General features: G+C 74.8%; 12 protein-coding genes. 7 read left to right on the top strand and 5 right to left on the bottom strand.

Annotated features, from left to right (window positions below):
- Window positions 1–97 precede the first annotated feature (97 nt).
- Together IE98_RS0122630 and IE98_RS0122625 are read left to right on the top strand one after the other, a co-directional pair.
- Window positions 98–1,036, top strand: a complete 939-nt coding sequence (locus IE98_RS0122630) for an NAD-dependent epimerase/dehydratase family protein (RefSeq protein WP_030271686.1) — start codon at window positions 98–100, stop codon at window positions 1,034–1,036.
- Window positions 1,037–1,118: 82 nt separating this feature from the next.
- Window positions 1,119–2,219 (top strand): calcium:proton antiporter, encoded by a 1,101-nt coding sequence (locus tag IE98_RS0122625; RefSeq protein WP_030271685.1) that lies wholly within the window; start codon window positions 1,119–1,121, stop codon window positions 2,217–2,219.
- Window positions 2,220–2,286: 67 nt separating this feature from the next.
- On the opposite strand, the gene IE98_RS0122620 is transcribed toward IE98_RS0122625, so the two are convergent.
- Entirely contained in the window at window positions 2,287–3,096 is an 810-nt protein-coding gene (locus tag IE98_RS0122620) for an acyltransferase (RefSeq protein ID WP_043174839.1), read from the bottom strand.
- Between the two features lie 90 nt (window positions 3,097–3,186).
- Here IE98_RS0122620 and IE98_RS0122615 point away from each other — a divergent pair, with 90 nt between their 5' ends.
- The gene (locus tag IE98_RS0122615; RefSeq protein WP_030271681.1) at window positions 3,187–3,942 is read left to right on the top strand and encodes a maleylpyruvate isomerase family mycothiol-dependent enzyme; all 756 of its coding nucleotides are present in this window, start codon (window positions 3,187–3,189) and stop codon (window positions 3,940–3,942) included.
- Window positions 3,943–3,975: 33 nt separating this feature from the next.
- On the opposite strand, the gene IE98_RS0122610 is transcribed toward IE98_RS0122615, so the two are convergent.
- The gene (locus IE98_RS0122610) at window positions 3,976–4,740 is read right to left on the bottom strand and encodes an enoyl-CoA hydratase family protein (protein ID WP_030271679.1); all 765 of its coding nucleotides are present in this window, start codon (window positions 4,738–4,740) and stop codon (window positions 3,976–3,978) included.
- A gap of 138 nt (window positions 4,741–4,878) precedes the next feature.
- On the opposite strand from IE98_RS0122610, the gene IE98_RS0122605 reads away from it, so the two are divergent.
- On the top strand, window positions 4,879–5,652 hold the full coding sequence (locus IE98_RS0122605; protein ID WP_030271677.1) for an ATP-grasp domain-containing protein: 774 nt from the start codon (window positions 4,879–4,881) through the stop codon (window positions 5,650–5,652).
- Window positions 5,653–5,673: 21 nt separating this feature from the next.
- Here IE98_RS0122605 and IE98_RS0122600 read toward each other — a convergent pair whose 3' ends face one another.
- Window positions 5,674–6,882: an MFS transporter gene (locus IE98_RS0122600; RefSeq protein WP_030271675.1), complete on the bottom strand. Its 1,209-nt coding sequence runs from the start codon at window positions 6,880–6,882 to the stop codon at window positions 5,674–5,676.
- 125 nt (window positions 6,883–7,007) lie between these two features.
- Here IE98_RS0122600 and IE98_RS0122595 point away from each other — a divergent pair, with 125 nt between their 5' ends.
- The gene (locus tag IE98_RS0122595) at window positions 7,008–8,024 is read left to right on the top strand and encodes an ArsR/SmtB family transcription factor (protein ID WP_199922948.1); all 1,017 of its coding nucleotides are present in this window, start codon (window positions 7,008–7,010) and stop codon (window positions 8,022–8,024) included.
- A 96-nt stretch (window positions 8,025–8,120) separates the two neighbouring features.
- A complete protein-coding gene (locus IE98_RS0122590; RefSeq protein ID WP_030271672.1) occupies window positions 8,121–10,412 on the top strand; it encodes a glycosyl hydrolase family 18 protein in 2,292 nt (763 codons plus the stop codon).
- 105 nt (window positions 10,413–10,517) lie between these two features.
- On the opposite strand, the gene IE98_RS0122585 is transcribed toward IE98_RS0122590, so the two are convergent.
- A complete protein-coding gene (locus IE98_RS0122585; RefSeq protein ID WP_030271670.1) occupies window positions 10,518–11,717 on the bottom strand; it encodes a geranylgeranyl reductase family protein in 1,200 nt (399 codons plus the stop codon).
- A gap of 207 nt (window positions 11,718–11,924) precedes the next feature.
- On the opposite strand from IE98_RS0122585, the gene IE98_RS0122580 reads away from it, so the two are divergent.
- The gene (locus IE98_RS0122580; RefSeq protein ID WP_030271668.1) at window positions 11,925–13,289 is read left to right on the top strand and encodes a dipeptidase; all 1,365 of its coding nucleotides are present in this window, start codon (window positions 11,925–11,927) and stop codon (window positions 13,287–13,289) included.
- Here IE98_RS0122580 and IE98_RS0122575 read toward each other — a convergent pair.
- Window positions 13,240–14,067: a DUF4184 family protein gene (locus IE98_RS0122575; RefSeq protein ID WP_030271665.1), complete on the bottom strand. Its 828-nt coding sequence runs from the start codon at window positions 14,065–14,067 to the stop codon at window positions 13,240–13,242. The genes IE98_RS0122580 and IE98_RS0122575 overlap by 50 nt on opposite strands.
- Window positions 14,068–14,500: the final 433 nt, after the last annotated feature.

Below are 14,500 nucleotides of genomic sequence, written 5' to 3'. Positions count from 1 at the left end.
GGACTTCGCGGGGCCGGCCTTTCGGGTCGTCATGGCGGTGATCGTGGCAGCATGGCGCTCTGGGCGCAATGGGTTTTCGGATGCTCGGGGGTAGGTCGTGAAGGTCCTGGTGACGGGCGCGTTCGGGTTCGTCGGGCAGGCGGTGGTGCGGCGGTTGGCCGCGGCCGGGCACGAGGTGCGGGCGCTGAGCAGCAGTCGCACGGACGCCGGCGGGCTGCCCGTCCGGGAGGTGGTCCGGGCGGACGTCCGGGACTCGGCGGCGCTGGCGCCCGCGGTGGCCGGGGTGGACGCGGTCTGCCACCTGGCGGCGCTCACCCGCGGCCGGGAGTCGGTGGTGGACCCGCAGGCGCACCGCGCGGTCAACCTCGGCGGCACGGTCGCCCTGCTGGACGCGCTGCGGGACGGGCCCGGCCGCGCCGGTGTCCGGCCGCTGGTGGTGTTCGGTTCGACGGCGGCGGTGTACGGCGCGCCGGAGCGGCAGCCGATCGACGAGTCGGCGGAGCCGGCGCCGGGCAGTCCGTACGGCGAGTCCAAGCTGGCGGCCGAGCGGGAGCTCGCGGGCCGCGCGGCGGCGGGCGAGGTCCTCGCGGTGGTGCTGCGCTGCTTCAACGCGGCCGGCGCCGGGGACGTGGACGAGGCCCGGATCCTGCCGCGGGCGCTGGCGGTGGCGGCCGGGCGGCACCCGTACCTGGAGCTGAACGGGGACGGCAGCGTGGTGCGGGACTTCGTGCACGTGGACGACGTCGCCGAGGCGTACCTGCAGGCGCTGGACGCGCGGGAGGAGGCGGCGGCGCACGGCGGCTGCCGGGTCTACAACGTGGGGGCGACGCCGGCGAGCATGCGGGAGGTCGTCGCGGCGGTGGAGCGGCTGACCGGGCGTCCGGTGCCGGTGCGGCGGCGGCCGGCGCTGCCGGAGTCGCCGCGGCTGGTGTCGGACTGCAGCCGGATCGGGCGGGAGCTCGGCTGGCGCCCGGAACGGTCGGCGCTGGACCGGCTGGTGACGGACGCCTGGGCCGCGGCCGGCGCGGGGGCCTGACGCCTCCTCCGGTCGAGGCGAACTCCCGACACCCCGGCGGCGCTGCCGCGGCGGCGCGCGGCCGGGGTGGGAAGCTCGACGGATGATCGACCTGATCCGCCGGGGCCTCGTCCAGTGGACCGTCGCGGTGCCGGTACTGGCGCTGGTGATGCTGATCCTGACCTGGGGGCGGTCGCTGCCCGGCCCGGTGGTCGCCGTGGTGGCGCTGTTCCTGGCCGGGGCCGTGCTGGCCGCCGTGCACCACGCCGAGGTGATCGCCCACCGGGCGGGCGAGCCCTTCGGCTCGCTGGTGCTGGCCGTCGCGGTGACCGTCATCGAGGTGGCGCTGATCGTGACGCTGATGGTGGACGCCCCCGTCAAGAACGCCACCCTCGCCCGGGACACCGTCTTCGCCGCCGTCATGATCACCTGCAACGGGGTGCTCGGCCTGTCGATCCTGCTGACGGCGCTGAAGCACCGGGTCGCGGTCTTCAACGCCGAGGGCACCGGCGCCGCGTTCGCCACCATCGCCACGCTCGCCACCCTGAGCCTGGTGCTGCCGACCTTCACCACCAGCACGCCCGGACCTCAGTTCAACACCGCGCAGCTGACCTTCGCCGGGATCGCCTCGCTCGGCCTGTACGGACTGTTCGTCACCACCCAGACGCTGCGCCACCGCGAGTACTTCCTGCCGGTCGGTGCCGAGGGCGAGCTGCTGGACGAGGACGACCACGGCGAACTGCCGAGCCGCCGGTCCGCCCGGGTCAGCCTCGGCATGCTCGCGGTCGCGCTGGTCTCGGTGGTCGGCCTGGCCAAGGGGGTCTCCCCCACCATCGAGTCGGCGGTCGCCGACGCGGGCCTGCCGGCCTCGGTGGTCGGCGTGGTGATCGCGCTGCTGGTGCTGCTGCCGGAGACGATCGCCGCGCTGCGCGCCGCGGCGGGCAACCGGGTGCAGACCAGCCTCAACCTGGCGCTCGGCTCCTCGCTGGCGTCCATCGGGCTGACGGTGCCCTCGGTGGCGGTCGCCTCGCTCTGGCTCAGCGGTCCGCTCGTCCTCGGTCTCGGCGCCTCGCACATGGTGCTGCTGGCGCTCACCGTCGCGGTCGGGACGTTGACCGTGATCCCGCGCCGGGCGACGCCGCTGCAGGGCGCGGTGCACCTGGCGGTGCTGGCCGCCTACCTGGTCCTCGCGGTCAGCCCCTGAACATCGCGGTCAACCCACCGAACACGGGCGGCCCGGCCGGGCCGGGTCCCTCGGCTGCGCGGCCGGGTCACTCGGCGGCGCGAGCGGTGGTCTCGTCGGCGCGGGCGGGGCTCTCGTCGGCGGGCCCGGCCTGGCCGGGGATCCGCAGGTCCCAGCCGACCAGGGCGCGCAGCTGCTCGGCGGTGACGCCGTCCGGGATCGGCTGCGGCGCGTCGTGGCGCAGCGGCGGCTGCCAGCCCTCGTCGGCGGACCAGCTGCGGACGACCTTGGCGGGCGCACCGGCGACCACGCTGTGGTCGGGGACGTCGCCGCGGACGACCGCACCGGCGGCGACCACCACGTTGCGGCCGATCCGGGAGCCGGGCAGGATCACCGCGCCGGTGCCGATCCACGAGCCCGCGCCGATCTCCACCGGCTCGTTGCGCGGCCACTGCTTGCCGATCGGCAGGTCGGTGTCGCGGTACTCGTGGGCCTGGTCGGTGATGTAGACGTTCGGGCCGGTCCACACGTCGTCGCCGAGGACGATCGACTGGTGGCCGACGATGTGGCTGCCGCGGCCGATGACGCAGCCGCCGCCGATCCGGACGATGGGCTCGGGGCCGAGGTCCAGGCCGGGCAGGAAGCCGGCGGAGATGGTGACCCGCTCGCCGATGATCGAGAACGGCCCGATGGTGATCCACTGCTCGTTGAAGACCGCGCCGAGCGGGAAGGCCAGCTTGGTGCCGTCCCCGAGCTCGCCGAACCGGTACGGGCCGGGGGCGCGGTTGGTGACCGCCCCGGTCTCCTGCACCCACTTCCACGCCCGGTGCACGACGTGGCCGGCGGCGCGGCGGCCCCGGAGACGGGCGGCGGCGAGGAGGGTACGGGCGGTCGGCATGCGATCACCGTAGCGGGCGGGCACCCCCGGCGAGGTGCCCGGGCGATCAACATCACACCGGGCCGGGACGGGGCCTGGCAGACTCGCGCCATGGAGATTCCCGAACTCGTCGACGTCCTGCGCCACGAGGGCGCGCTGCTGGCCGACACCGCCGCCGGGACGCCGCTGGACGCGCCCGTGCCCACCTGCCCGGACTGGCGGCTGCGCGACCTGCTGCTGCACACCGGACAGGTGCACCGCTGGGCCGCCGCCCACGTCAAGGGCGGCCTGACCCGGCCCCTGGACGAGGCGGGCCAGGAGGCCGCCTGGGGTCCGGCGCCCGCCGACGCGGACCTGGTGGAGTGGTTCCGCACCGGGCACGCCGACCTGGTGACCGTCCTGCGGTCCGCCCCCGCCGGCCTGGAGTGCTGGAGCTTCCTGCCGGCACCCTCGCCGCTCGCCTTCTGGGCCCGCCGCCAGCTGCACGAGACCACCGTGCACCGGGTCGACGCGGAGGCCGCCGCCGGCACCGCCGCGAGCCCGGTCGCCCCGGCCGTCGCGGCGGACGGCCTGGCCGAGCTGCTGACCGGCTTCGTGCCCCGGCCGAAGTCCCGGCTGCGCAGCGAGTCGCCGCGCACCCTCGCCGTCCGGCCCACCGACGCCCCGGAGAGCTGGCTGGTGACGATCGGTCAGGAGCAGCCACAGGTCCGGCCGGGCGCCGGGCCCGCCGACTGCACCGTCAGCGGCCCCGCGCACGACCTCTACCTGCTGCTGTGGAACCGCCGCGGGGCGGACGCCGCGGACGTCTCCGGCGACCGCTCGGTGCTGGACCTGTGGCGGACGGGCGCCGCCGTCAACTGGAGCTGACGACCGTCCTGCCGCGGCCCGGCCCCCTGCCGGCTACTGGGCCCAGGGGGCCGGGCGGCGCTCCAGGAAGGCCCGCATGCCCTGCTGCGCCTCCTCCGAGCCGAACAGCCGCGCGGACTGCGCGACCCGCTCGTCGGCGTCCCGCTCGAAGGAGTCCACCACGGCCGCGTTCGCCAGCCGCTTGGACTCGGCGAGGCCCTGCGGCGAACCCTGCCGGACGGCGTCCAGCAGCACCTTCAGCGCACCGGCGACGTCGTCGGCGGCCTCGGTGATCAGGCCGATCCGGGCGGCCTCGGCCGGGCCGAAGGTCTCACCCGTCAGGTAGTAGCGGGAAGCGGCCCGCGGGTCCAGCTTGGGGCGCAGCGGCAGCGAGATCACCGCGGGCGCGAGGCCGAGGCGCACCTCGGTGAAGGCGAAGGTCGAGGCGGGGCCGGCGATCGCGATGTCCGCCGCGCCGAGCAGGCCGAGGCCGCCCGCGCGGGCGTGCCCGTCGATCGCGGCGATCACCGGCTTGGGGCAGTCGACGATCGCCCGCTGGATGTCGACCAGGCCGCGCGGGCCGACCGTCGGGTCGCTGCCGGTGGCCTCGGAGAGGTCGGCGCCGGCGCAGAACACCTTGCCGGTGTGGCCGAGCACCACCGCCCGGACGGCCGGGTCGGCCGCGGCCTCGGTCAGACCCTTCACCAGTTCCGCCATCAGGCGGGTGGAGAGGGCGTTGCGGTTGTGCGGGGAGTCGAGTTCGAGGGTCGTCACCGCATCGGCGGTGGTGATGCGGACGAGAGGGCTCTCGCTGGTCATCGTGGATGGCCTGCTTTCCGGCTGAGGGTGGGTCGGACGCGCTCGGGAGGACTCTGGCACGCCGACCGTCCGGTCGGCCAGTACGACCCGGGAAATCCGCTGGCCGGGACGGGTCCGGCCGGGCCAGCATGAGGGCCCATGACGCTCCTCCTGCTCGCTCCCCGGATCAACGAGACCGGTCTGCAGTTGCTCACCCGCGCCCGCCTCCGCGGGCTGCGGGCGCACACGGCCGTGCGCTGGGAGGTCCCGGACGAGCTCGCCGGCCTGCGGCCCGCCCACCTGTACGGCGGACCGCTGTTCGCCGACGTGGCCGCCGGGGCGCTGGACGTCGCCCCGCTGGAGCCGCCGGCCGACTGGCTGGCCACGCTGCCCGCCGAGCTGCTCGGCCGCCGGGTGGAGTGCACGACCCTGGCCGAGGCCCGCCGGCTGCGGCGCCCGGCCTTCCTCAAGCCGCCGGTCGACAAGCTCTTCCCGGCCCGGGTCTACCCGGACGGCAGCGGACTGCCCGGCCCGGACGCCCTCGACGACGACACCCTCGTGCAGATCAGCGACGTGGTGGCGTTCGCCGAGGAGTACCGGCTCTTCGTGCTGGACGGCGCGGTGCGGACGGCGAGCCGGTACGCCGTGGACGGCAGCCTGGCCGTCTCCCCGGAGGTCGGACCCGAGGTGCTCGCCTTCGCCGCCGACGCGCTGGCCGCCGGCGGCCTGCCGAGCGCCGTCGTGGTCGACGTCGGCCGCCTCGCCGACGGCACCTGGGCCGTGGTCGAGGCCAACCCGGCCTGGGCGAGCGGCGGCTACGCCTGCGACCCCGACCACGTCCTCGACGTCGTCCTCCGCGCAGCCGGCCCCACCACCGCCGTCACCCCCGCCGACCGTTCCTACGCCCGCCCGATCCCCGACGTCGTCCGCTAGCGGGAAGGATGCACCCGCGTCTCAGGCCGCCGTCGCGGCCTTGCAGCGCAGTGCCCACCCCACCGCCGGGACCATCGCTGCGCTGGCCGCGGCGAAGAGCCCGGCGAGGGCGGCCCAGCCGAGGGTGCCGTGGCCGATGACCGCGGTGGTGATCAGGACGGGGCCGAGCATCATCGCCGCGGAGAACCCGGTGTTGAAGACGCCCTGGTACTCGCCGTGCGCGCCCTCCTCCGCGAGGTCGTAGCCGAGGGCCCAGCCGGCGGCCTGGCCGAGCACCTCGCCGAGGGCCTGCAGCGCCGCTCCGGCGAGCAGCACCAGCACCGCGGCCCACGCGGGCAGCCCGCCGGCGAGGGCGAAGGCCGCGCAGGAGAGCGCGACGAGCACTCCGCCGCGGCGGAAGATCCGGGCGGCGGCGGTCGGCTCCTCGGTGCCGCGGGTGGCCCGCACCTGGAGCGCGACGACGAGGATCGTGTTGACGACGAGCGTGCAGGCGACGAGGACCCGCGGTGCCTCGGTGCGGTCGACGATCCACAGCGGCACGCCGACCTCGATCATGGCGAACTGCAGGCCGAGCACGCCGCTCAGTCCGGCGACGACGAGGTAGGGCAGGTTGCGCAGGGCGGAGCCGGTCCGCGGCCCGGCCTCGTCCGCGGTGCCGCGCGGCCCGGCCTGCGGGGTGGGCAGCAGCGCGTACATCGCGAAGACGGCGGCGAAGGTGGCGACGTCGGCGAGGATCGCGGCGGTGTACGCGCCGCGGGTGTCGGCGACGAGGACGAGCGCGGCGATCCCGGTGCCGACGCCGATGCCGACGTTGGTGACGACGCGGAGGTAGGCGCGGCCGGCGACCCGGCGGTCGGGCGGCAGCACCTCGGCGTACAGGGCGTTGCGGACGGTCGCGCTGCCTCGGTCGGTCGCGGTGACGGCGCAGGCGAGCAGCACGAAGGCGGTGAAGCCGGACACCAGCGGGTAGCAGGCGGTGCCGACGGCTTCCCCGCCGACCAGGGCGAGCAGCACGGGCTTGGTCCCCCAGCGGTCCGCGGCGCGCCCGGCCGGGACGCCGATCAGGACGCCGCACAGGCCCGCCGCGGTGAGGCCGATGCCGACCTGAGCGGCGGGGAGGCCGAGCATCCGGGTGAAGTACAGCGCGCCCAGGGTCATGAAGAGGCCGTTGCCGAGCGTGTTCACCAGGGTGATGGAGGCGAGCCTGCGGACCGTCGGATCGGGGTGCAACAGGCGTGAGGATGCCCGGGACGCCGTGGGCGCCCCCGTGGAGGTCGTGGTCATGGCATCATCGCACCGCATGCGGATCAGTCACCGGTATTGATTTAGCCCGGGGCTGACGAATGGGGGATCACGTGCACCGTTTCCGGCTCGGCCTGGAGGACCTCGCGGCGGCGTCCTTCGCCTGTTCACCGATGCAGGAGACGGTGCTCAGCCTGCGGATGTGGACGCACCCGGGGACGTACGTCCACCAGACGCCGGTCTTCGAGGGGATCCGGCCGGTGTTCGAGCAGCTGGACTGCGCGCCGCTGCTCCGCTCGCTGGTCGCGACCAACCGCTATGTGCCGGACTTCCTGACCCCGCGCCCGAACACGCCCTTCCCCGAGTTCCCGGCCGAGCTGGCCGCCGTCCGGGCGCTCGCGCCGGACCGGCTGCGCGGCGAGCTGGAGCGGACCTTCCTGCCGCACGACCGGCGGCTGCCGCCGCCGCTGGCGGACGGGCTGGCCGATCCGGCCGGGCTGATCGCCCGGATCGCCGACGCGCTGGAGACCTACTGGACGCACTGCCTGGCACCGCAGTGGTGGCCGCGGGCCCGGTCGGTGCTGTACGCGGACATCGTGCACCGCTCCCGGGTGCTGGCGGAGCGCGGCGCGGCGGCGCTCTTCGAGGACCTGGACCCGCGGCTGCTCTGGCAGGACGGCGTGCTGACGATCCGCCGGGACTGGGGCGACGGCGACACCGACATCGCCGTGGGCGGCCGCGGCCTGGTGTTCACCCCGACGTTCTTCGCCCGCGGCGCCATCACCAGCATCAGCGACGACCATCCACCGGCGATCAACTACCCGGCGCGCGGGCAGCGGACGATGGCCGGCCCGGCCGCACCACCGCCCACCCGGCGGGCCCTGGAGCAGCTGGTCGGGGCGCCCAAGGCACGGCTGCTGACCATGCTGGACGAGCCGACCAGCACCACCGAGCTGGCCCGACGGCTCGGCGTCACCCCGGGTGCGGTCAGCCAGCACCTGGCCGTGCTCTCCGAGACCCGCCTGGTGAGCCGGGCCCGGCACGGCCGGGTGGTGCTGTACGCGCGCAGCCCGCTCGCCGACGAGCTGCTCCGGCAGGTCGTCCGACCGATCGTCAACTTCGAGTCCTGACGGCACCGTTGACCGCATTGGTCCATACCACCTACAGTCGTCGACGGCTTCCCGGCACCCCTGTACGGCACCCCCACACCAGACAGGGAGACCACCATGCACGACCGGCCGCCACGGCGCGCCAGGGCCCGTACCACCGCCCTGCTCGCCGTGCTCGCACTGCCGCTCGCCCTGCTCGCCGCGGTCCCGGCGCACGCCGCCGGCCGCCTCACCGCGAGCTTCACCACGGCCGACAACGGCTCGTGGTGGAAGGGCACCTTCGTCGTCCGCAACGACAACGCCACCGCCGTCACCGGCTGGACCCTGGAGTTCGACCTGCCCGCCGGGGTGACGGTCTCCAGCAGCTACAACGGCCAGGCCACCGTCACCGGCCGGCACGTCACCGCCGTCAACGCCTACTACAACGGCACCGTGCAACCGCACGCCACCACCGAGCCGTACAGCTTCTGGTTCGTCGCCAACGGCCCGATCGGCACGCCCACCGGCTGCCGGATCAACGGCGACAAGTGCGACGGCAGCGCCGACGTGCCGCCCGGCGCGCCCGGCACCCCGCAGGTCACCGACACGACCGCGCACACGGTCGCCCTGAGCTGGCACGCCGCCGGCGCCGGGGACTTCCCGGTCGCCTCGTACGAGGTGCTGAACGGCTCGACCGTGCTCGGCACCTCCGCGACCACCTCGGCGACCCTGACCGGCCTCACCCCGGCGACGGCGTACGGGCTCACCGTGCGCGCCAAGGACAGCCGCGGCAACACCGGCCCGCTCAGCCCCGCGGTGACCGCCCGGACGGTCGACCCGGCGAGCGACACCGTGCCGCCGACCGCGCCGGCCGCCCTGCACACCACCGCCGTCACCTCCAGCAGCGTCGCGCTGGCCTGGACGGCCGCCACCGACAACCAGCGGGTCGCCGCCTACGACGTGTACCGCGACGGCACGCTCGCGCAGACCGTCACCGGCACCGCCGCCACCGTCACCGGCCTCTCCCCAGCCACCGCGTACGGCTTCACCGTCCGCGCGCGGGACGCGGCCGACAACGCCTCACCGGCCAGCCCGGCACTGAACGTCACCACCGCGGACCTGGTCGGCACCGGCAAGTACGCCCGGGTCGGCTACTTCACCCAGTGGGGCATCTACGGCCGCCAGTACTTCGTGAAGAACCTCGACACCTCGGGCAGCGCCGCCAAGCTCGACGTGATCAACTACGCCTTCGAGAACATCGACCCGGTCAACCTGACCTGCCTGTCCGGAGTCACCAAGGGCACCACCGCCGACCCGCAGGACCCGGACCAGGGCACCAACGCGGGCGACGCGGACGCCGACTACTCCCGCCCGTTCAGCGCCGCGCAGTCCGTCGACGGGGTCGCCGACGACGGCTGGGCCCCGCTGCGCGGCAACCTCAACCAGCTGAAGAAGCTCAAGGCCAAGTACCCGAACCTCAAGGTCGTGGTCTCGCTCGGCGGCTGGACCTACTCCAAGTACTTCTCCGACGCCGCCGCCACCGACGCCTCCCGCAAGAAGCTCGTCTCCTCCTGCATCGACCTCTGGATCAAGGGCAACCTGCCGCTCTACAACGGCGCGGGCGGCCCCGGCGCCGCCGCCGGGATCTTCGACGGCATCGACCTCGACTGGGAGTGGCCCGGCTCCCCCGACGGCCACGCCGGCAACCACTGGTCGGCGAACGACAGGACCAACCTGACGGCGCTGCTCGCCGAGTTCCGCACCCAGCTGGACGCCCTCGGCGGCCCGCACCGGCTGCTCACCGCCTTCACCCCGGCCGACCCCGCCAAGATCTCCCAGGGCTGGGACCTCTCGAAGATCTTCCAGTCCCTCGACATCGCCAACGTCCAGGGCTACGACTTCCACGGCGCCGGCAGCGACAACTCCTGGGAGCCGAACCGCACCGGCCACCAGGCCAACCTCTACACCGACGCCCAGGACCCGTACGGCTTCCACTTCTCGGTGGAGTCGGCCGTCCAGACCTACCTGGACGCCGGGGTCAACCCGCGCAAGCTCACCATCGGCCTGCCCTTCTACGGCCGCGGCTGGCAGAACGTGACCGACGGCGGGGCCAACGGCGAGTGGCAGGCGGCGGGCGGCGCGGCCCCCGGTCAGTTCGCCGAGGAGGCCGGCACCCGCGGGTACAACAACCTGCTCGCGAGCGTGCCCAACCTGACGGTCCGCCACGACGAACAGTCCGTCTCCACCTACGGCTACACCGGCGCCGGCGCCGGCGGCCAGTGGTGGACCTTCGACGACCCCTGGTCGATCGGCAGGAAGACCGCCTGGCTGAAGTCCAAGGGCCTGCTCGGCGCGATGATCTGGGAGATGTCCGGCGACACCCCCTCCGGCACCCTGATCACCGCCCTCGACACCGGCCTCAAGCAGTAGCCCGGCCACCGACCCAGGGGCGCGGGGAACTGCGCAACCCGGATGCGGGCGCCGTCCGAATGACGGCCCACCCGGGTGTGCGTCAGTTCCCCGCGCCCTCGGTCCTCACCGCCCGGCGACCGACGCCAGCTTCCGCGCGGCGCGGTGCTCCCGCATCACCTGCGCGAACGTCGTGTGCCCCTGCGTGGTCCGGGCGAAGGCCCGCCACGCGGGGTTCACCAGGCAGACCGCCGCGTGGAACAGGTGCGGCCGGCGCTCGAAGGCACCGAGCATCACCTTGCCGGCCCGCATCTCCACGCCCAGCCCCGCCTTGATCGCGAAGGCGTAGTTGAGCGCCTGCCGCCGCACGTCCGCGTTGCCCTCGGCCTCGGCGAGCTTCACCGCCCACTCGCCGGCCAGCCGGCCGGACCGCAGGGCGTACGAGATGCCCTCGCGGGTCCACGGCTCCAGCAGTCCGGCGGCGTCGCCGGCCACCAGCACCCGCCCGCGGGAGAGCGGCGAGTCCTCGGCGCGGCAGCGCGTCAGGTGCCCGGACTCGATGCTCGGCTCGAAGCCGGAGAGGCCCAACTGCCGGATGTAGTCCGCGAGGTACTGCTTGGTGCGCTCGCCGTCACCGCGTGCCGAGATGACGCCGACGGTCAGCGTGCCCGAGTCGGTCTTCGGGAACACCCAGCCGTACGAGCCGGGCAGCGGGCCCCAGTCCAGGTGGATCCGGCCGGCCCAGGCCCGGGAGACCTCCTCCGGCACCGGGATCTCCGCCTCCAGGCCGAGGTCGATCTGGTCGAAGGAGACGCCGACGTGGCGGCCGATCCGGCTGGCCGAGCCGTCGGCGCCGACCACCGCGCGGGCCTCGATCCGGCGGCCGTCGGCCGTGGTGACGAACACCGTGCGGCCGTCGCCGTCCTGCTCGACGCCGGTCGCGGTCACGCCGGTGACCAGCACCGCGCCGGCCTGCTCGGCGGCCTGCACCAGGCGCAGGTCGAACTCGTCCCGGTTGACCAGGCCGAACAGCATGCGCTTGGAGCGCCGGGTCCGGGTGAAGCGACCGCCGAGCGCGAAGGTGACGGCGTGGACGCGGTCCTGCAGCGGCAGCTTGAAGTCGGGCGGCAGGGTGTCCCGGGAGGGGCCGATGATGCCGCCGCCGCAGGTCTTGTAGCGGGGGTGCTCCGCCTTGTCGAGGAGCAGCACCCGGCGGCCCTGGGTCGCTGCGGCGTACGCGGCCGAGGAGCCGGCCGGGCCGGCACCGACGACGACCACGTCCCAGACGCCGCCGAGCGGGTCGGGCCCGGTGGCCTCGGGGTCCACGGCGGTCTGGCCGGAGGCGTCGGGAACGGCCTCGTTCCCGACGGCCTCGTGCTCGTCGGAGTGCGGGTCGAGGGAGCTACCGGTGTCAGTCACGATCGCATCCTAGACCCGTCCGCCACCGCCGCGACCAGGGATGACTCGGGTCACGGCGAGGTGCCGACCTATGATCGGACAAATCACCCGCACCTCGTCAACAGGAGACACCTGATGACCCAGCAGCACCTGGCGGCGGCAGTCCGATCCCTGATGCCGCGCGCCAAGGCCGACCTGGCCGAGCTGGTCGCGTTCCCGTCCGTCGCCGACCCCCGGCAGTTCCCGGTCGAGGAGTGCGAGAAGGCCGCCCGCTGGGTCGCCGACGCGCTCGCCGCCGAGGGACTCACCGGCGTGCGGCTGCTGGACACCCCCGACGGCACGCAGTCCGTCTACGCCGAACTGCCCGGCCCGGCCGGCGCCCCGACCGTACTGCTGTACTCGCACTACGACGTCCAGCCGCCGCTCGACGAGAGCGCCTGGCTCAGCCCGCCCTTCGAGCTGACGGAGCGTGACGGCCGCTGGTACGGCCGCGGCGCCGCCGACTGCAAGGGCAACATCCTCATGCACCTCACCGCACTGCGGGCGCTGCGCGAGGTCGACGGCGGCCTGCCGGTCGGCCTCAAGGTCATCGTCGAGGGCTCCGAGGAGCAGGGCACCGGCGGCCTGGAGCGCTACGCCGAGGCCCACCCCGAACTGCTCACCGCGGACGTGATCGTCATCGGCGACACCGGCAACTTCGCCCCCGGCCTGCCCACCGTCACCGCCAGCCTGCGCGGCATGACGGTGGTCGAGGTCGCCCTCACCACGCTGGGCGGCAACCTGCACTCCGGCGCCTTCGGCGGCGCCGCCCCGGACGCCCTGCAGGCCATGGTCAGGCTGCTCGGCACCCTGCACGACGAGCACGGCGACGTCGCCGTGACCGGCCTGACGGCCGACCAGGTCTGGCCGGGCGTCCAGTACGACGAGGCGCAGTTCCGGGCGGACGCCAAGGTCCTCGACGGCGTCGGGCTGACCGGCACCGGCACCGTCGCCGACCGGCTGTGGGCCCGCCCCTCGGTCACCGTCCTCGGCATCGACGCCCCGCCGGTGATCGGCGCCACCTCCTCCGTCCAGGCCGCCGCCAAGGCCCTGGTCAGCCTGCGCATCCCGCCGGGCATGGAACTCAAGGGCGCCCAGCAGGCGCTCGTCGCCCACCTGGAGGCGGCGGTCCCGTGGGGCGCGCAGGCCACCGTCACGGTGCTCAGCGGGGGCGAGGCGTTCAGCGCCGACACCTCCGGGCCCGCCTACGAGGCGATGGGCGAGGCCATGCAGGAGGCGTTCGGCCGCCCGATGGTCACCTCCGGCGAGGGCGGCTCGATCCCGCTCTGCAACACCCTGCGCACCCTCTACCCGCAGGCGGAGATCGTCCTGATCGGCGTGGAGGAGCCCACCACCCAGATCCACGCGGTGAACGAGAGCGTCGACCCCGAGGAGCTGGAGCGGATGGCCCTCACCGAGGCGCTCTTCCTGCGCGCCTACGCCCGGCTGCGCTCGGTCTGACGCACCGCCCGACGCGCTGTGGCACCGCCCCGGGTGCCGTCCCGACGGACGGCACCCGGCCGCGGTCCGCGGCGAGCACCGCGTACACCGTCGCCCCGACCGCCAGACCGGCCCCCGCCCCGAAGCAGAACTCCGGAACCAGCGAACGCTGCCGCCGGGCCAGCCGGTGCACCGCCCCCACCGCCGCGGCCGCCACCAGGCCCACCGCGGCGGTGGGGTGCGGCTGCGGCGCCGACGGCAGCTCCGCCCGGCGCCCCCGGGCCCGCAGCACGGCCAGGCCCAGCAGCGACGTCCCGTACTGCAGCACCGTGCAGAGCGGCAGCCCGGCCGCCACCGGCCGCTCCAGCACCGGGAACGCCCGCACCCCGGCCCGGCCGGGATGGGTGAACGAGTCCCAGAGCACATGGCTCGCAGCACCGACCGCCGCCGACAGCACGAACGTCCCGGCCCCCGCGGCACCCCGCGGCAGCGGCTCCTCCGCCGGCAGCGGCAGCAGACCGGCCAGCGGCTCGCGCAGCAGACCGTGCCAGGCCGCCACCATCCCGGCGGCGATCCCCGCGTCCACGGTCGGCACGGCCCACCAGCGGTGCGTGATGGCCCCGTACCGGTAGACGCCCGGCAGCAGTGAGTCCGCGAAGAACGGCACGTCCGGCGCCATCGACCCCGCCACCAGCCCCGACGCCACCCACACCCCACCGTCCCCCCGCCCGATCAGCGGCAGGACCGCAGCAACATGGCTCAACGTGAACGGCACCCCTCCATCCTCCCCGCCCCTCATCGCATCCCGCACCGGCAGAGGCACGGGCACGGGCACGGGCAGGGGCACGGGCGCCTACCGGCGCGACCTCCGACGGGCGCGGAGTTGCACCCCCGGCCGCCAAGTCGGGTAAGCGCCACGGAACCCGAATAGCGCTAATTCAAATAAATCGCGCCACCCCACCAACGTCCCGCTTTCCCCACCAACTGGTGCCGTGCCAGGGACGCCCGGGGGCATCCCAGCCGCCAGACCGAGTGAGCGCCACGCAACCCGAATGGCGCCAAACCACAAAATGGCGCCCCCAGGCACCACCCCCAGGGGCATGTGGCGGCACCCCCCAACCGTCAGCCCGGAGGACCGCGCCACCCCACCAGCGCGAACCTGCAGAATCGCGCCCGCCCCGGTCCAGCCCCACCACCTCGCACCCCCACACGCCCGCCGCGTACCACCCCTC

Source organism: Streptomyces sp. NRRL B-24484 (assembly GCF_000717715.1).
Taxonomy (GTDB): domain Bacteria; phylum Actinomycetota; class Actinomycetes; order Streptomycetales; family Streptomycetaceae; genus Kitasatospora.
The sequence above is the reverse complement of the archived record's forward strand: the minus strand, read 5'-3'. Positions and strand labels throughout refer to the sequence as shown.